Here is a 17548-nt window from a genome sequence, read left to right as displayed (position 1 = left end):
GCAGACGACGCGCGCCGACGGGAGGGGGCCCGGCGGCGAGAGGTGTACGCCCATGGAGAGCCGGCCTGGCGCGGTGTCCCTGCGCGAGCTGCAGCCCCACGACCCGGCCCGGGTGGGCCCGTACACCCTGGACGCCAAGATCGGCGAAGGCGGCATGGGCGCCGTCTACCTCGGCCGCGGCACCGACGGCCGCCGCGTCGCCGTCAAGGTCGTCCGGCCCGAGCTCGCCGGCGACCGCGCCTTCGTCGCCCGCTTCGGCGACGAGTGCCGCAACGCCGAGCGCGTCGCCTCGTTCTGCACCGCCCAGGTCCTCGACCACGGCCAGGACCTCGGCATGGCCTACATGGTCACCGAGTACATCGAGGGCCCGTCCCTCCTCCAGCACATCAACGACCAGGGCACCCTCTCCCCGGGCCTCCTGCACGGCGTCGCCGTCGGCGTGGCGGCCGCCCTGGTCGCCATCCACTCCGCGGGCCTCGTCCACCGCGATCTCAAGCCCAGCAACGTGCTGCTGTCGATCTCCGGCCCGCGCGTGATCGACTTCGGTATCGCCCGCGCGCTCGACATGGCCACCTCGCACACCGCCACCGGCCAGGTCGTCGGCACCCCCGGCTACATCGCCCCCGAGCAGATCCTCACCCAGAAGATCACCCCCGCCGTCGACGTCTTCGCCTGGGGCTGCCTGATCGCCTACGCCGCCAACGGCCGCAACCCGTTCGGGCAGGGCTCCATCCAGGTCATGGTCGGCCGCGCCCTCCACGCCGACCCCGAACTCGGCGCCCTCACCGAGCCGCTGGCCGCCCTCGTCCGCGCCGCCCTCGGCAAGGATCCCGAGACCCGCCCCACCGCCCAGGACCTCCTCCTCAGCCTGGTCGGCGGCGGCGCCGGCGAATCCGAGGTCAGCACGACCCTCGGCGAATCCTGGACGACCCCGCCCACCTCCCGCCAGGCCCCGCCCACGCGCCTCCCCACCCCCGACCCGGTCCCGCCCCCTCCGGCCCGGAGCCCATCCCTTCCACCCCCGGCGCCCACGCCTCCGAGCCCAGGGTCCTCACCTTCGGGGGCCGCCGCACCGCCCCAGAGCCCTGCGCCATCGCCTTCGAGTCCGGCCCCATCGCCTCCGGGGGCGCCGTCGAGTGCGGCGCCGGCCGGGCCGCACGCGGCGCGGGCCGCCGGCCCGGACGCGGGGGAGCGGCGTGCGGCGGAGCCCGAGGTCCGGACGCCGGGTGGGCGTGCGGCCGAGGTGCGGCATGGGGCCGGGGCGGCTCGGCCGCCTGCGGTGGAGCCGGGGACGGAGCCGGCGGGGGAGACCATCACGGACCCGGCGGCGTACGGGCCGGGGCCGGCGCAGGCGCCTCCGGCGGGGCCCGGGAAGCCGGGGCGGCGGAAGGCCCTCGCCGCGGGGGCCGGGGCGGCGGCCGTCGCGGTGGTGCTCGCCGGCGGAGGGCTGCTGGTGGCGCTGCTGGGGGACGAGCCCGCCAAACGCGCGCCGGCGGTGAAGCCCGGCGGACCGCCCACCGAGGCGCTGCTGGTACGGATCGACACCAAGGCCGGGTGGCCCAAGGAGTGCCACGGCGACATCGGGACGTACACGCCGGGCCACGACGCGGCCGTTCCGCTGGTCACCGGGGCCGCGTGCGACATGCTTCCGGAACGTTCGCCCGACGGGAGGACGATCGCGTTCACCCGCAGGAACGGGGCCCGTACGGAGGCGTGGCTCGTCAACCCGGACGGCAGCGACCCGAGGAGGGTGACCGACCGGCTCGCCGGTGGGCGGGTCACCTGGTCGCCGGACGGTAGGCAGCTGGCCTTCATGGGCAAGGAGGGCGGCGTCCGGCAGATCTACGCGATCACGATCGGCGAGACCGAGCCGAGGAGGCTGACCTCGGACGCGGCCGACAAGGACGACCCGATGTGGTCGTCCACCGGGCGGCTGGCGTTCTGGAGCAAGCGGGACGGGACGCAGGCGATCTTCACGCTCGACCCGCGGAACCCGGGCGCCTGGCGGAAGGTGACCGCGGACGGCGTGCCCGCGGCGGACCCCGAGTGGTCACCGGACGGCACCAGGATCGCCTACACGCGCGGCGCGTACCCGGAGGCGGACGTGTGGGTGGCGAACGCCGACGGGTCCGGCGCGCGCCGGGTGACGGCGGGCGCGGAGCACGAGATGGACGCCGCGTGGTCCCGCGACGGCGAGTGGATCTGCTATGCGCGCGGCCCGTACGAGAAGCCGGAGATCCGCACGGTCAAGGCGGACGGCACGGGGGACCGGCCGTTCGGGCCGAAGGGCGGGGGGATCGGCCACCCCAGCTGGTCCTAGTGGAAGTTGCGGGCCTTCACGCGCCCGGGGACGGGGAGGCGCCGCAGGCGGGTGGCGCGGATGTTGGTGACGCCGTCGGCGCGTTCGAGCCGGCCGTTCACGAGGAGGGCCTGGGAGTCGAGGGCCAGGCCGCGGTGGCGCCGGAACACCTGCGGCGGGCAGATCACGTTCAGGATCCCGGTCTCGTCCTCCAGCGTCATGAAGACCATGCCGCCGGCGGTCGGGGGCCGCTGCCGGTGCGTGACGAGCCCGGCGACGACGACGCTGGTCTCTGCGGGCACGGCGGGCAGGCCCCTGGACGGGGTCGCGCCGAGCTCGTCCAGGGCCTCGCGTACGTGGGCCATGGGGTGGGTGTGCGAGACGCCCGTCGACCAGAGGTCGGCCAGGGTCTCCTCCACGGGCGTCATGGGCGGGAGCGCGGGGGCGCCGGCTCCCGGGGTGACGTTCCTGAGCTGCCCCGGGCCGGTGCCCGCGAGGGCGCCCGCCGCCCAGAGCGCCTCGCGGCGGGAGAGCGGCGCGCCCCCGTCGTGGACGGGCAGGGAGCCGAACGCGCCCGCCGTCGCGAGCGCCTCCAGCGCGGGCGTCGAGAGCCGGACGCGGCGGGCGAGGTCCGCCATGCTCGCGTACGGCCGCCCCGCCGCGATGGCCTCGGCCGCGTCCTCGCCCAGGTTGCGGATCCCGTTCAGGCCGAGGCGGATCGCCGGTTGGGGCCGCGAGGGCGCGTGGGGGTGCTCGCTGTTCACGGGGAGGGGCTCTTCCAGGGTGGGGTGGACGCCGCTCGCGTTGACGTCCACGCCCCGCACCTCGACGCCGTGGCGGCGCGCGTCCTCCAGGAGGGTCTGCGGGCTGTAGAAGCCCATGGGCTGGTTGCGTACTAGCGCCGCCGTGAAGGCCGCCGGGTAGTGGCGCTTGAGGTACGAGCTGGCGTAGACGAGGTGCGCGAAGCTCTGCGCGTGGGATTCGGGGAAGCCGAAGCCCGTGAAGCCGAGGATCTTCTCGTAGACGTCCTCCGCGATGCGCGAGGGGATGCCGCGCTCGGCCATCCCGTCGAGGAGCCGCCGCTTGAGGCGCTCGACCCGTTCCGGCGCGCGCTTGGCGCCCATCGCCTGCCGCAGCTCGTCGGACTCGGCGGGCGTGAACCCCGCGCAGTCCACGGCGAGCTGCATCATCTGCTCCTGGAACAGCGGCACGCCGAGCGTGCGGGCGAGGGCGCTCTCCATGAGCGGGTGAGGGCAGGTCGCGGCCTCCTTCCCCTTACGGCGGCGCAGGTAGGGATGCACCGAGCCGCCCTGGATGGGGCCTGGACGGATGAGCGCGACCTCCACGACGAGGTCGTAGAACTCCCTCGGCCGCAGGCGGGGGAGCGTGGCCATCTGCGCCCGCGACTCCACCTGGAACACCCCGACCGTGTCGGCGTCGCCGAGCATCTCGTACACCTCGGGGTCGTCCGGCGGGATGGACTGGAGGTCGTACCGGACGCCGTGGTGCTCGTCCACCAGGTCGAAGCAGTCGTGCAGGGCCGCGAGCATGCCCAGCCCCAGCAGGTCGAACTTCACCAGCCCGGCCGCCGCGCAGTCGTCCTTGTCCCACTGGAGGACGCTGCGGCCCGGCATGGCGGCCCACTCGATCGGGCAGATCTCGCCGACCGGCCGGTCCGCGATCACCATCCCGCCGGAGTGGATCCCGAGGTGGCGCGGCAGCGCCAGCATCCGCTCCGCCAGGGCGGTCACCGGCGCGGGGATCTCGCTCTCCGCTCCTACGGGGTCGCGGGTGTCGATGCCGCGCGACCAGGCGTCCTGCTGGCCGGGCGAGAAGCCGAGCGCGCGGGCCGCGTCCCGGACGGCCATCCGCGGCCGGTAGCTGATCACGTTGGCGACCTGCGCGGTGCGCTCGCGCCCGTACTTGCGGTAGACGTACTGGATCGCCTCCTCGCGGCGGCGGTGCTCGATGTCGAGGTCGATGTCGGGCGGGCCGTCCCGGCCCGGCGACAGGAACCGCTCGAACAGCAGCCCGTGGTGGACGGCGTCGACGCCCGTGATGCCCAGCGCGTAGCAGACCGCGGAGTTCGCCGCCGAGCCGCGCCCCTGGCACAGGATGTTCGCGCCGCGGCAGAACTCCACGATGTCGTGGACGATCAGGAAGTAGCCGGGGAAGCCGAGCTGCTCGATCACGTCCAGCTCGCGGGCGATCTGCGCGTACGCGCCGGGGACGCGCTCGCGCTCGGGCGGCCCGTACCGTTCGCGCGCGCCGTCCGCCACCAGGCTCCGCAGCCAGGTGGCCTCCGTGTGCCCGTCCGGCACGGGCCACCGCGGCAGCCGCGGCGCCATCACCTGGAAGTCGAACGCGCACTCCCCGGCCAGCTCCACCGTCGCCTCCCGCACGCCCGGGAACCGCGCCAGCCGCGCCGCCATCTCCGCGCCGCTCCGCACGTGCGCCGTGCCGCCCGCCGGGAGCCAGCCCGCCATATCGTCCAGGCTGCGCCGCGCCCGCACCGCCGCCAGCGCCTGCGCCAGCCGCGCGTCCGCGCCCGGCGCCGCGAAGTGCACGTTGTTGGACGCGACCACGCCCGCCCCGGTCCGGCCGGCCAGCTCGAACAGCAGGTCGTTGCGCGGGTCGTCGCCCGGCTGGCCGTGGTCGATCAGCTCGGCGAACACGTTCTCCCGGCCGAACATCTCCATCAGCCTCCGCAGCTCGCGCTCCGCCGCCTCCGGCCCGCCCCCGTCGAGCGCCGCCGGAACGTGCCCCTTGCGGCATCCCGTGAGCACGGCCCACTCGCCGCCGTGGGCGCCGGCCAGCGCCTCCAGGTCGTACACCGGACGGCCCTTCTCCCCGCCCGCCAGCTGCGCCGCCGTGATCGCCGAGCAGAGCCGGGCGTACCCCTCCGGGCTCCTGGCCAGCACGAGCAGGTGCCGCCCAGCCGGATCCGGCTCGCCCGCGCGCGGCCCCGGCAGGCCGATGCCCAGCTCCGCGCCGAACACCGTCCGGATCCCGGCCTCGCCCGCCGCTTGCGCGAACTGCACCGTCCCGTACATGCCGTCGTGGTCGGTGACGGCCATCGTCCCGACGCCGAGCCGCGCCGCCTCCGCCACCAGCGCCGCGGGCTCGCTCGCCCCGTCCAGGAAGCTGAACGACGTGTGGCAGTGCAGCTCCGCCCACGCCACACCGTCCGCCGCGACACGCGAAGGCGCCTCCGCGTCCCGAACGCCCGTCCCACCAGCACCGCCCCGCGTCCCGGAGCTGCCGTGGCGCTCTGGGGCCGTGCCGTCGCCTTCGCCCCATGTCAGGCGCTTCTCGAACTCGCGCCACGGTACGGCCGGGTTGTACCAGTCAGTCATAGGACGCCTCCACGTGCCAGCGGCCGGACTCCACGGCCAGCAGGTACGCGCGCCCCTCGCCGGTCACCATCTGGAAGCGGGCGCGGCGGCGCGCGTGCGCGGCGTCCCACCACCGCTCCACGGCCGGCCACGGGCCCGTCCAGGACGCGACCGGCGCCGCCGGGCCGCCGCCCACCGCGACGTACGCGGGCGGCGCCGACACCGCGCAGCGGCCCGACACCGTGACCGGCGCCCCCGACGCGTCCGTGACCTCGGCGGACCACCCCGGCCCCGGCACCAGCGACGGTGCCGGGTCGGGGATCCGCCCGGGCCAGGGGCCGTCGCCGCGCTCGCCGGGCGGCAGATCGCCGACCGGCACCTTGACGACCCACTCGCCGGGCCCGCGGCCGCCCACCAGCACGGGACGGGTGATCCCGCCGTGGCCGAGCAGGGCCTGGATCCGGTCGGCGGCGCGCGCGACCCGCTCGGTGACCGCCGTACGCCCCCAGAGGGCCTCCTGCCGGCCCTCGTCCGGGACGAGCTGGTCGGGCGACAGCTCCAGCCACGTCACCCCGCCCCACACCGACTCGTCGACCCGGCCCGCCGACAGCTGCCATCGGACCCGTTCGGCCACCGCCGCCTCCGACAGCGCACCGTCGTGCCGCCACAGCCGCCGCAGCACGTGGCCGTCGGCGAACCCCACGTCCACCGCCAGCCGCACGCAGGCCAGCCCGCCCGCGCCGAGCCCCGCGTGCAGCCGGCCCGCCAGCCGCTTGGCCGCGAACACCACCTGCTCGGCCCGCGCCGCCGGCGGATCGAACTCGTCCCGCACGGACAGGTCGGCCGCCGCCGGCGCGGGCGCGACCGGCCGCGGCTCCTCGCCCCGCGCCAGCCGGTGCGCCAATGCCCCGTCCGGCCCGAACCGTCCCGCCACATGCCCCGACGGCAGCGCCGCGAAGTCGCCCAGCGTCCGTACGCCCAGCCGCCGCAGCAGATCGGCCAGCTCGGGCCGGTCCAGGACCGACAGCGGGTACGGCGCCAGGAACGCCGCCGCGCCCCCTTCCGGGACGACCGTGCCTCCCTGGCCTCCCTGGGCGCGCGCCGCCAGCTCCGCCGCGAACAGCCCGTCGGCGATCCCCGCGCCGCAGTCGAACCCCGCCTCCACCACCGCGTCCTGCACCAGCAGCCGCAGCGACTCCTCGCCCCCGTAGAAGCGGGCCGCGCCCCGCGCGGGAACGGCGCACAACCCCGGCCGCACCACCTCCACCTTGGGCGTCAGCTCCGCCACCGCCTCGGCGACCGCCTCGAACAGCCGCCCCTCGGCGTCCCGGTCGCGCTCCCGTACGACCAGGTCGGGGCAGCGCCGCTGGGCGTCCCTGATCCGCTGCCCGCGCCGCACGCCGGCCGCCCGCGCCGCCGCGCTGCACGCCGCCACCCGCTGCTCCGCCACGACCGCGCCGGGCGTGCCCGCGTCCACCCCGACCGCCGTGACCGGCCAGTCGGGGCACCACACGACCAGCACCCGGCTCACGCGACCACGTCCAGCCTCGGGCGGCCGGGACGGTCCGGCCGCCCCGCCGGGCCCACCGCGGGCGGGCCGGCCGGGGTGACGGCGCCGTCGGGGCCGGGCAGCCAGAGCCAGCCGTCCCGCTCCCGGCCGGGCGCGTCCGCCACGACCCGGGCGCGGCGGCCGCGCAGTACCCCGTGGCCGTCGCCGAGCCCCCGCCACTCGGAGTCGGCCACCCGCAGCCGGAGCCGCGTCCCCGGCCACTCGCGGGCGTACGCGCCGGTCAGCGCGAGGACGCAGCCGTGCTTGCGGGCCAGGGCCGACAGCCGCCGGACGGCCGGGGCGGCGGGGCGTTCCACGACGTTCAGCAGCACCAGGTCGACCGCCTCGGCCAGCGCCGCCACCACGTCCGGCCAGCGCTCGCCCGGCTCGTCGACGAGCAGCAGGCGTTCGGGGGCGGCGCCCATCCCCGCCGCGGCGGCGAGGCCGAGATCGGGAAGCCCCACGATGGCGCACCACCCTCCGCCGTCTCCCGCACCTGCTGCACCTGCCGCATCCGCTTCACCCGCCCCACCGGCTTCCCCTGCCCGTCGTGACACCCCGGCGACCAGCGCCAGCCCCAGGGACGCGGAACCGGGTCCGGCCACGCCCACGGCCGACCCGGGCCGCAGCCCGCCCGGCAGCAGCGGGCGCAGCGCGGGCAGCACGGGAAGGCCGGCGCACGGCGCGTCCATCGGCGGCGCCCCCGCCGGCGCCGCGTCCGCCACGCCGCCTCCTTTCCGAGCCGCCACCAATTTCGAACACAGATTCGATCCGTGTCAAGTCCTCGCAGGTCACAAGGGTGCGGAAAGCCTTACGGTGTCGGGGAAAACGGATTTTCGCCGACCCGCGGGCGAGGGGCGGCCGGCGGTGCTGGGTAGCGTGGGGCCCGTACCGGGATACGCCGGGATATGCCGGGAGACATCGGGGGGCAGGCGTGGCGAACGACATCCGGGCCGTGGCATGGACCGGCGACGCCCTGCGGCTCATCGACCAGACCGTCCTGCCCGGCCGCGTCGAGCACCTGGACGTCCGCGACACCGCGACGCTGGTCGACGCCATTCAGCGGCTCGCCGTCCGGGGCGCGCCCGCGCTGGGCGTCGCGGGCGCGTTCGGGGTCGCCGTCGCCATGCTCGAGGCCGAACGGAAGCGCTGGCCCGAAGCGGAACTGGACGCCGCCATCGCCCGCGTCCGCTCCGCCCGCCCGACCGCGGTCAACCTCGCCGCCGGCGTCGACCGGGTGCTGCCCCTGATGCGCGAGGGGACCGCCGCCGTGCTCGCCGAAGCCCAGGCCCTGCTGGACGAGGACGTGCGCGGCAACCGGGCGATCGGCCGGCTCGGCGCCGACTGGATCCTCGCCCGCACCGGGGAACGGCCCCTCCGCGTCCTCACCCACTGCAACGCCGGGGCGCTCGCCACGGCCGGCTGGGGGACCGCGCTCGGCGTGGTCCGCGAACTCCACGACCGCGGCCGGCTCGAACTCGTCTACGCCGACGAGACCCGCCCCCTGCTCCAGGGCACCCGCCTCACCGCCTGGGAACTGCGGCAGGCCGGCATCCCGTACCGCGTGCAGACCGACGGCGCCGCGCCGAGCACGATCCTGCGCGGGCTGGTCGACGTGGCCGTCATCGGCGCCGACCGGATCGCGGCGAACGGCGACACCGCCAACAAGATCGGCTCCCTCGGGGTGGCGCTGGCCTGCGCCGACGCGGGCATCCCGTTCGTCGTCGCGGCGCCCTGGAGCACCGTCGACCCGGCCACGCCGACCGGGGCGGGCATCCCGATCGAGGAGCGCGCCGCCGGCGAGGTCCTGGACGGCGCCGCCCCCGACGGCGCCCGCGCGTTCAACCCGGCGTTCGACGTCACCCCGGCCCGGCTGGTCACGGCGCTGGTCACGGAGACCGGTGTGCTGGAGGTGTCGGCGGGTAGGACACCGCTCGCCTGACAGACAGGAGCCTCCGATGGGACTCACCGTCGCCGTGACCGGCCCCACCGGCGAGATAGGCACCTCGGTGGTCCGCGCCCTGGAACGCGACGGCCGCGTCGAGCGCGTCCTGGGCATGGCCCGGCGCCCGTTCGACCCGGCCTCGCGCGGCTGGACCAAGACCGAGTACCGGCGGGGCGACATCCTCGATCGCCCCGCCGTCGACGCCCTGGTCGCCGCCGCGGACGTCGTCGTCCACCTGGCGTACGTCATCGTGGGCTCCCGCGAGGAGAGCGAACGGATCAACCTGTCCGGCACCCGCAACGTCTTCGAGGCCACCGCGTCTGCCGCCCGTCCCGGACGCCTCGTCTACACCTCCTCCGTCGCCGCGTACGGCTACCACAAGGACAACCCCAGCCCCATCACCGAGGACGTCCCGCCCCGCGGCTCGCCCGAGCACTACTACTCGGCCCAGAAGGCCGCCTGCGAACGCCTCCTGGCAGAGACCACGGCCGGCCTGGAGACCTACGTCCTGCGCCCCTGCGTCGTCGTGGGGCCCGAGGCCACCGTCCTGCTGCGCAACATGCCCTGGGAGCAGGCCGCCCGGCGCGTCCCCGAACCCCTCCGCCGCCTGCTCGGCGCCGTCCCCGGCCTGCACCCCGTACTGCCCGACCCCGGCACCCGCTTCCAGCTCGTCCACCAGGACGACGTGGCGGCCGCCGCCACCGCGGCCGTCACCGCCGCCGGCCCGCCCGGAGCGTACAACCTGGCCGGCGACGGCGAGATCACCGTCACGGACTTCGCCCGCGCCATCGGCGCCTACGCCGTCCCCGTCCCCGGCGAGCTGGTCGGCCTCACGGCCGAACTCGTCGACGCCCTCCCCGCCATGCCCGCCCAGGCGGAATGGATCCACGCCGTCCGCCACCCGATGACGGTCGACACCACCAAGGCCCGCCGGGACCTCCACTGGACCCCCGCCCACACCACCCGCGAGGCCCTCCACACCATGGCCCGGCGCTAAGGCGGGCCGCCGCCGAGACGGATCACTGATCTCGTTGCCGTCCGGGGCCCGGCCGCTACCGGCTCCGGCGGCGGCGGAAGCTCATCACCCCTGCATCACCCCATCACCCCCCCGCATCGCGCCGCGCCGTCGGTATCGGGGCGGCCCTTCTCGTAGGTCGTGAGGGACGAGGCCAGGCCCAGCGGGGCCAGGAGGAGTTCGGTGATCAGGGCTCTCCAGGCGTAGTAGGTGTTGACGGCCCTGGTCGCGTAGACGCAGGGGAGGTTGACGAGGATGCGCCGGTACGGGATGCCGCGGCGGTGGGCGGCGTAGAGGAGCGGCGGCGCCAGGAGGAGCAGTTCGGTGGCGGCCCACCAGGCGAGGGCCTCCGCAAGGGGAAGGTGCCAGGCGTACGTGAGCAGGACGGGGGTGATCCACCAGAGGGGGGCCAGCAGGATCTCCGGGACGGCCAGGCCGACCCAGAGTGCCAGGAGGGGCTTGCGGACGAGCAGGCGCGGAAGGTGGAGGCGGACGTTCTGGAAGAAGCCGGCCATCCAGCGGCGGACCTGCCTCCGGAGGTAGGGGAGGGTCTCGGGGTCGGCGGCCCAGGCGACGGCGTCGCCGACGTAGCGGGCCCGGTGGCCGGCGATCTGGGCCGTCCAGGTGAGGTCCATGCCGAGATCTTCATCGCCGGCCCCGGGCCGCGCGGACGGTCAGGGTGAGGAGCCAGACGGCGATGTAGACGAGCGCGCTGATGCCGGGTACCGGTCCGGGCATTTCGTTCCCCTTTCTCGAATGCGATGCCAGGCCATCGTCGGATTCGCGGGCCGCGCGGGCCCAGGGGGTCCGGGAATTGTGGATAACCTCGCCGCCCGCGGGCTCGGCGCCTTTCCGGAAGTGTCGGCGGTGATGCGTAGAATCTGGCGGCATGGCGGAGCTGGAGGCGGTTCTCGAACGGGTCACGTACGCGAACGAGGACACCGGCTACACCGTGGCGCGGGTGGCGACGGAGCGGAGCGGCGGCGATCTGCTGACCGTGGTGGGGGCGCTGCTGGGGGCGCAGGTCGGGGAGAGCCTGCGGCTGACCGGGCGCTGGCGGTCGCACCCCAAGTACGGGCGCCAGTTCGAAGTCGAGTCGTACACGACCGTGCTGCCCGCGACCGTGCAGGGCATCAGGCGCTACCTCGGCTCCGGGATGATCAAGGGGATCGGGCCGGTGATGGCCGACCGGATGGTGTCCCACTTCGGCACCGACATCCTGCGCGTCATCGAGGAGGAGCCCGGGCGGCTGGTCGAGGTGCAGGGGCTCGGGCCCAAGCGCACCAAGCGGATCGGGGAGGCCTGGGAGGAGCAGAAGGCCATCAAGGAGGTCATGGTCTTCCTCCAGGGGGTCGGCGTGTCGACCTCGCTGGCCGTGCGCATCTACAAGCAGTACGGGGACGCCTCGGTCGACACCGTGCGGCGGGAGCCCTACCGGCTGGCCGCCGACGTGTGGGGCATCGGGTTCAAGACCGCCGACACGATCGCGCAGGCGGTGGGCATCCCGCACGACAGCCCGGAACGCGTCAAGGCGGGGTTGCAGTACACGCTGTCGGAGGCGGCCGACGACGGGCACTGCTTCCTGCCCGAACCGAACCTGGTCACGGCGGCGGAGAAGATCCTGGGGGTCGGCAGGGAGCTGATCGCCCCCGCGCTGGACGAGCTGGTCCAGGAGGAGGGCGTCGTACGGGAGCAGGTGCCGGGCAGTGACGACACTACGGTCCCGGCCGTGTACCTGGTGCCGTTCCATAGGGCGGAGCGTTCGCTCGCGTACGGGCTGCGCGAGCTGCTGGACGCCGGGCACGACCGTCTGAAGGCGTTCGCCGACGTCGACTGGGACAGGGCGCTGGCGTGGCTGCGGCAGAAGACGGGCGCGGACCTGGCGCCCGAGCAGGAGGAGGCCGTCCGGCTGGCGCTGACCTCGAAGGTCGCGGTGCTGACGGGCGGCCCCGGCTGCGGCAAGAGCTTCACCGTGCGGTCGATCGTGGAGCTGGCGGCGGCGAAGAAGGCCAGGATCGTGCTGGTGGCGCCGACGGGGCGGGCGGCCAAGCGGCTGGCGGAGCTGACCGGGCACGAGGCCGCGACCGTGCACCGGCTGCTGCAACTCCAGCCGGGCGGGGACGCCAAGTTCGATCTCGACAACCCGCTGGACGCCGACCTGGTGGTGGTCGACGAGAGCTCGATGGTCGATCTGATCCTGGCGAACAAGCTGGTCAAGGCGGTTCCGCGCGGTGCCCACCTGCTGCTGGTGGGCGATGTCGACCAGCTGCCCTCGGTGGGCGCCGGGGAAGTGCTGGCCGATCTGCTGGCGGCCGAGGCGGTGCCCCGGGTACGGCTGACGAAGATCTTCCGGCAGGCGCAGGAGTCGGGGATCGTGGTGAACGCGCACCGGGTGAATTCCGGCGAGCATCCTCATACCAAGGGTTATCCGGATTTCTTTTTGTTCCCGTGCGATGAGCCCGAGCCGACGGCCGAATTGACGGTGGACGTCGTCGCCAACCGGATTCCGCGCAGATTCGGTATCGATCCGCGCCGCGACGTCCAGGTGCTGGCGCCCATGCACCGGGGGCCGGCGGGGGCGGGCGCCCTCAACGGCCTGCTGCAGGAGGCGCTGACGCCGCACGCCGAGGACCGGCCCGAACGCCGGTACGGCGGCCGCGTGTTCCGGGTGGGCGACAAGGTCACCCAGCTCCGCAACAACTACGACAAGGGCGAGGCCGGCGTCTTCAACGGAACGGTCGGCGTCGTCACGTCCGTCTCCCTGGAGGAGCACTCGCTGACGGTGCGGACCGACGAGGACGAGAGCATCGACTACGCGTTCGACGAGCTGGACGAACTGGCGCACGCCTACGCCATCACCATCCACCGTTCGCAGGGCAGCGAGTATCCGGCCGTCGTCATACCGCTCACCACCAGCGCGTGGATGATGCTGCGGCGCAACCTGCTCTACACGGGCATCACGCGGGCGAAGAAGCTCGTCGTCCTGGTCGGCTCGCGCCGGGCGCTGGCGGCCGCCGTGCGCACCGCCGGGGCGGGGCGCAGGCATACGGCGCTGACGCACCGCCTGGACTCATCCCTTGAGGGACAGGCGGTCCAGGCGTAGGCCGGTGAACGGGTCCGCCGTGACGCCGCGCACGCGCTCGGACCACACGAAGTGGTCGTGGGCCGACCACAGGGGCATCGTCGCCATGTCGCGCAGCAGGGCCGACTCCGCGAGCCGTGCGGGGATCACGCCGTTCTCGGGCGACGGCGCGCGCTCGGCCTGAGTGATCAGGCCGGAGAAGTAGCCGTCCGACTGCCCGCCGCCCGTCTCCAGGAGGGGGCGCAGGGCTCCCACCGGCGCGGGGTAGGGGGCGGTCGAGTGGACGACGAAGGGGCCGTCCACCCTGCGCTCGTCCAGCGCCGTGCGCAGATCGGCGGGCTCCACGGGACGCGGTTGCACGTCGATGGTCAGCCCCTTGCGCAGCTGCTCCGCGAGAGCCTCCACCCAAGGGGAGTCGGCGGGGGAGTGCCAGAGGGTGAGCGTTCCCTTGAAGCCTCCGGCGTCGGTCCACGCGGCGCCGGCGGCCTTCGCGTCGTGCACGCACAGGCGGCACTGGCCCTCGCGGCTCCCGAACCGGATCCCGGGAGGGATCAGGGAGTTCGCGGGAGTCGCCTGATGCCCCAGCGCGCCCTCGGTCACGGCGTTCCGGTCGATGGCCATGGACAGGGCCTGCCGGATGGCGGGAGTGAAGCGCTCTTCCCATGAAGGGAACGCCAGATACGTCATGGTCCGGCCGGGCAGGGTCAGGTGCCGGCCGCGGAACTCGCCGTCCATCGTCTCGTGCCTGTCGGCGGGGACGGCCGTCGCGACGTCCAGGTCCTCGAGCTCGACGGCGGCGTACTGCTTCGCCGCGTCCGGCATCGCCTTCACGGCGACGGCGCGGGCGCCGGGCCGTTCGAGAACGGTCTCCTTCGGCCCGTGCGCACCGACCTTGAACGGGCCGTTGCCGACAGGGCGCCGCCCGTACGACGCCCAATCGCGCGAACGGAGGACGCCGTCGGGCATCGGCAGGAAAGCGGGGTCGCCCAGCAGGGAGGGGAAGCCGTTGAGGGGCTCGTCCAGGGTCACCTCGAAGGTGCGGTCGTCCTTCACGGCGAGGCCGCCGATCTCGTCGCCGCGCGGCGTCGCGCCCTTCACCCGGGCGACGTCGGTGAGCATCGGCGCGCCGTGCCAGCCTTCGCGGACGACCGCCGTCCACGCCTCGGTGAACGAGCGCGCGGTGACGGGCGTGCCGTCGTGGAACCGCCCGCCCTGCCGCAGCCGCACGGTCCACACCCGCCGGTCGTCGGAGGTGACGGACTCCGCGGCGGCCATGACGGGGGAGCCGGTCCGGAGGTCGTACGTCACCAGCCCGGTCCAGACGGCGCCGGCGATCATCCGGCCGGTGGCGTCCCGGACGTCGCCGGGGACGAGCGTGGCGGCCGGCGCGGCGCCGACCGTGAGCCGCGGATCGCCGGGATCCCGCATGGCCTTCATGGCGGCCACCGGCGCCACCAGCATCACCACGGCCCCGGCGACCAGGGCGGCGGTGCGCGTGACGCTGTTCAAGGGCGGCTCCCCGGCAGGCGTTCCTCCGACGCCGGTGAGGGTACGACACCGTCGGCCGGATCCGGAAGGGCGCCGGGCGGCGGCGCCCGGGCGCGGCTCCGTGACCTGCGACGGCGGTGCCTGACCACAGCCGGAGGCCGGTTGTTTTGTGAGTCATCGACGATTGATCACGAACGTCGCACGGTTCACACTTGGCTCGGCGATGTCCGCCCGACCGTTTCCGCTTCCGTGGAGGTACGCGATGCACTCGCGCACGACGCTCCCCCGCACCCGGGCCGGGCGGCTGCTGTTCGGCCCGGTCGTGATCGCGTCGGCGGCGGTGGTCGCGGCGGCCGGAGTGGCATGGGCATGCCCTCCCGAGCCCGGAAACCAGAGCACGCGGGCGAACGGCGTCGCCCAGGCCCAGAGCGAGGGCCGCGACCTCGGAGCCCATTCAGGGCACGCTCCGCGCTCGTCCGGCAAGGCGGCCAAGGACGATCCCGGCGCCATCAAGGGCGTCCGGCACGTCGGCAACGTGCCGGCCCCCAAGGAGTCCACCTCGCTGGTCTTCATGGACTACGGCAAGGGGCCGAACAAGCGCACCATCATGTACGTGACGGGGCGGTTCGGCATGAAGGGGTACGACATCACCGCCGACCCCCGCAACCCCAAGCTGGTGGGCACGTTCGACCTGCCCGGCTACTGGCAGGGCGAGGACACCGAGGCCGACCACAAGCGAAAGATCATCTACCTGTCCCGCGACCCCAGGGCGTTCGGCGGCAACACCGACACCGGCGAGTCGGGCGTGTACGTGATCGACGTGTCCAGGCCGGAGAGTCCCCGGCAGATCGCCTACCAGGTGATCCCGGCCGGGCACACCACGTCGTGCGTCAACGACTGCCGCTACCTGTGGACCGGCGGCCCGGCCAAGGCGGAGTGGATGCCCGCCGACTGGGGCGGCCGCCCCGTCTGGGTCACGGACGTGCGCGACCCGCGCAAGCCCAAGGTCTTCAAGAAGCCCATCGACACGGGCCGCAACGACGGCAAGACCGACTACACCCACGACATCCAGGTCGACTCCAGCGGTATCGCCTGGGCGTCGGGGCGCGGCGGCGTCCGCGGCTACCACACCAGCGGCCGCCACTACGACCCGGTGAAGAAGCGCCACCGCGTCGCCACCGCGTGGGACCCCGTGCCCTACGCGGGCGGCGGCATCGACGAGGCCAGCACCAACTCCTCGTTCATGCACAACAGCTTCCGCGCGGTGGGCCGCACCCGGGACCAGGGCCCGGACCCGCGCAAGTGGGGCGACGGGCAGACGCTCATCGTCACCGAGGAGACCTTCAACGACGGATGCGCCAACGACGGCCTGCTCGTCATCGCCTCCCTCAAGGGCTCCTACGGCGGCCAGGGCTGGCGCTCGACGCCGGAGAAGCCGTTCCGCCTGCGCACCCTGGGGACGTGGAGCGTCGCGGGCCAGGAGGGCACCAGGCCCGGCGCGGAGGAGTGCTCGGCGCACTACTTCGACATCAAGGACGGCGTGCTGGCGCACGCGTTCTACAACCAGGGCACCCGGTTCATCGACGTCCGCGACCCCACGAACCCGCGCCAGATCGCCTACTTCCGGCCCGCCGACGCCCACACCTGGGCCTCCTACTACCACGGCGGCCGCATCTACGTGGCCGACCACAACCGGGGAATCGACATTCTCGAGCCCACCTTCCGTTAGGCGGACGAAGTGCCCTCTGTCAGCTCGCGCACGGTCCGCTCCCTCGCGGCCGGGTTCTCCGTCCTCGCCCTCTCAGCGGGCGTGCTGAGCGTTCCGGCGAACGCCGCCCCGCCGGCCGCCGCCCTCCCCTCCGTGCAGCAGGGGCAGGAGGGCGTGCGCCTGCACACCAACGCGGAGCTGGCGCGCGCCCTCAAGCGCATCGAGCGCGCCTCCCATGGACGCGTACACGTGCGCAGCATCGGGACGAGCAACCAGGGGCGCCCGATCTGGTTCGCCACGGTCGGCACCGGCTCGACACGGCTGATGTACGTGACGCAGCAGCACGGCGACGAGCCGCTCGCCACGGAGTCGGCACTGGACGCCCTGCGCACCCTGGGGCTGAAGAACGACCGGGCCTCCCGCCATCTGCGCTCCAGGGTGACCCTGGGCATCGTCGTACGGGCCAACCCGGACGGCCACCACCACCAGTGGCGCTACAACTACGACCCGGGTGCGCGGCCGGAGTACGGGGAGCCCGGCAAGGGCTACGACATCAACCGCTACCACGACCCCGCCGTACGGCCCGAGGACAACCCGGTGCCCGAGGCGGCGGCGATCCAGCGCCGGTACGAGTCGTTCCGGCCGGCCGTCATGGTCGATTACCACATGCAGGGCCGGTACGCTTTCCCGCCGCCGGACGGCAGGGAGATCACGACCTCCATCCTGTGGCCGACCAACCCGGCCGTGCCCGCCGCCGCGCTCAAGCGCTCCAAGCAGGTCGGCGTACGCGTGTACGACGCATTCACCAAGGCTGGCGCTGTCGTGTCCCAGTACCCGGGCGGCTCCTACGAGGGGATCGCGCGCAACGCCTACGGGCTGCGCGGCGGAGGGTCGCTGCTCGTGGAGCTGAGCGCGCTGCCTCCGGAACGGGAGCGCTTCCAGGTCCGTACGGCCTACGTCTCCATGGTGGACCTCGTGCACGCCGCGGCGGCGGGGACGCTTGACCGCATCGACCCGGCCCGCGCCGACCGGATCCCGCCGCGCGGCCCCTCGCTGCCCGATGACGGCAGCGCGTCCTCCAAGGCGGCCCAGGACCACGACCACGAGGACGCCGCTTAAGAGGGGGA

11 protein-coding genes are annotated in these 17548 nt (G+C 74.5%); 6 read left to right on the top strand and 5 right to left on the bottom strand.

The annotated features are described in order from the left end of the window. The first annotated feature begins 52 nt into the window (after window positions 1-52). On the top strand, window positions 53-2320 hold the full coding sequence (locus tag AB0881_RS08935; RefSeq protein WP_366615509.1) for a protein kinase: 2268 nt from the start codon (window positions 53-55) through the stop codon (window positions 2318-2320). Here the strand turns inward: AB0881_RS08935 and AB0881_RS08930 are convergent. Genes AB0881_RS08930 through AB0881_RS08920 form a run of 3 tightly spaced genes read right to left on the bottom strand, consistent with a single transcriptional unit; the run spans window position 2317 to window position 7908 of the window. Continuing rightward, complete coding sequence (locus AB0881_RS08930; RefSeq protein ID WP_366615508.1) at window positions 2317-5655, bottom strand: error-prone DNA polymerase; 3339 nt, start codon at window positions 5653-5655, stop codon at window positions 2317-2319. The two genes, AB0881_RS08935 and AB0881_RS08930, sit on opposite strands and share 4 nt — an antisense overlap. Continuing rightward, window positions 5648-7165, bottom strand: coding sequence for a DNA polymerase Y family protein (locus AB0881_RS08925; protein ID WP_366615506.1), 1518 nt, complete (start codon window positions 7163-7165; stop codon window positions 5648-5650). Before AB0881_RS08925 ends, AB0881_RS08930 begins: the two co-directional genes overlap by 8 nt. Next, a complete protein-coding gene (locus tag AB0881_RS08920; RefSeq protein ID WP_366615505.1) occupies window positions 7162-7908 on the bottom strand; it encodes a hypothetical protein in 747 nt (248 codons plus the stop codon). Before AB0881_RS08920 ends, AB0881_RS08925 begins: the two co-directional genes overlap by 4 nt. Before the next feature lie 209 nt (window positions 7909-8117). On the opposite strand from AB0881_RS08920, the gene mtnA reads away from it, so the two are divergent. Continuing rightward, entirely contained in the window at window positions 8118-9125 is a 1008-nt protein-coding gene (gene mtnA, locus AB0881_RS08915; protein WP_366615504.1) for an S-methyl-5-thioribose-1-phosphate isomerase, read from the top strand. A gap of 16 nt (window positions 9126-9141) precedes the next feature. Beyond that, complete coding sequence (locus tag AB0881_RS08910; protein ID WP_366615503.1) at window positions 9142-10125, top strand: NAD-dependent epimerase/dehydratase family protein; 984 nt, start codon at window positions 9142-9144, stop codon at window positions 10123-10125. A gap of 95 nt (window positions 10126-10220) precedes the next feature. On the opposite strand, the gene AB0881_RS08905 is transcribed toward AB0881_RS08910, so the two are convergent. Further along, window positions 10221-10778, bottom strand: coding sequence for a hypothetical protein (locus tag AB0881_RS08905; protein WP_366615502.1), 558 nt, complete (start codon window positions 10776-10778; stop codon window positions 10221-10223). A gap of 254 nt (window positions 10779-11032) precedes the next feature. Here AB0881_RS08905 and AB0881_RS08900 point away from each other — a divergent pair, with 254 nt between their 5' ends. Then, on the top strand, window positions 11033-13246 hold the full coding sequence (locus AB0881_RS08900) for an ATP-dependent RecD-like DNA helicase (RefSeq protein WP_366615500.1): 2214 nt from the start codon (window positions 11033-11035) through the stop codon (window positions 13244-13246). Here the strand turns inward: AB0881_RS08900 and AB0881_RS08895 are convergent. Beyond that, entirely contained in the window at window positions 13214-14734 is a 1521-nt protein-coding gene (locus tag AB0881_RS08895; protein ID WP_366615498.1) for an ABC transporter substrate-binding protein, read from the bottom strand. The genes AB0881_RS08900 and AB0881_RS08895 overlap by 33 nt on opposite strands. A 241-nt stretch (window positions 14735-14975) precedes the next feature. On the opposite strand from AB0881_RS08895, the gene AB0881_RS08890 reads away from it, so the two are divergent. Both AB0881_RS08890 and AB0881_RS08885 read left to right on the top strand, forming a co-directional pair. Next, window positions 14976-16442 carry a hypothetical protein gene (locus AB0881_RS08890; protein WP_366615497.1) on the top strand — a complete coding sequence of 489 codons (1467 nt, stop codon included), beginning with the start codon at window positions 14976-14978 and terminating at the stop codon, window positions 16440-16442. A 9-nt stretch (window positions 16443-16451) separates the two neighbouring features. Beyond that, window positions 16452-17540, top strand: coding sequence for a M14 family zinc carboxypeptidase (locus AB0881_RS08885; protein WP_366615496.1), 1089 nt, complete (start codon window positions 16452-16454; stop codon window positions 17538-17540). Window positions 17541-17548 lie beyond the last annotated feature (8 nt).

This window comes from Spirillospora sp. NPDC029432 (assembly GCF_040703975.1).
GTDB lineage: Bacteria > Actinomycetota > Actinomycetes > Streptosporangiales > Streptosporangiaceae > Spirillospora.
The sequence above is the reverse complement of the archived record's forward strand: the minus strand, read 5'-3'. Positions and strand labels throughout refer to the sequence as shown.

Excerpts from the sequence above, each read along its gene's own strand:
- AB0881_RS08900 (WP_366615500.1), top strand. The coding sequence starts at position 11,033 with ATGGCGGAGCTGGAGGCGGTTCTCGAACGGGTCACGTACGCGAACGAG.
- AB0881_RS08905 (WP_366615502.1), bottom strand. The coding sequence starts at position 10,778 with ATGGACCTCACCTGGACGGCCCAGATCGCCGGCCACCGGGCCCGCTAC.
- AB0881_RS08910 (WP_366615503.1), top strand. The coding sequence starts at position 9,142 with ATGGGACTCACCGTCGCCGTGACCGGCCCCACCGGCGAGATAGGCACC.
- AB0881_RS08890 (WP_366615497.1), top strand. The coding sequence starts at position 14,976 with ATGCACTCGCGCACGACGCTCCCCCGCACCCGGGCCGGGCGGCTGCTG.
- AB0881_RS08935 (WP_366615509.1), top strand. The coding sequence starts at position 53 with ATGGAGAGCCGGCCTGGCGCGGTGTCCCTGCGCGAGCTGCAGCCCCAC.
- AB0881_RS08930 (WP_366615508.1), bottom strand. The coding sequence starts at position 5,655 with ATGACTGACTGGTACAACCCGGCCGTACCGTGGCGCGAGTTCGAGAAG.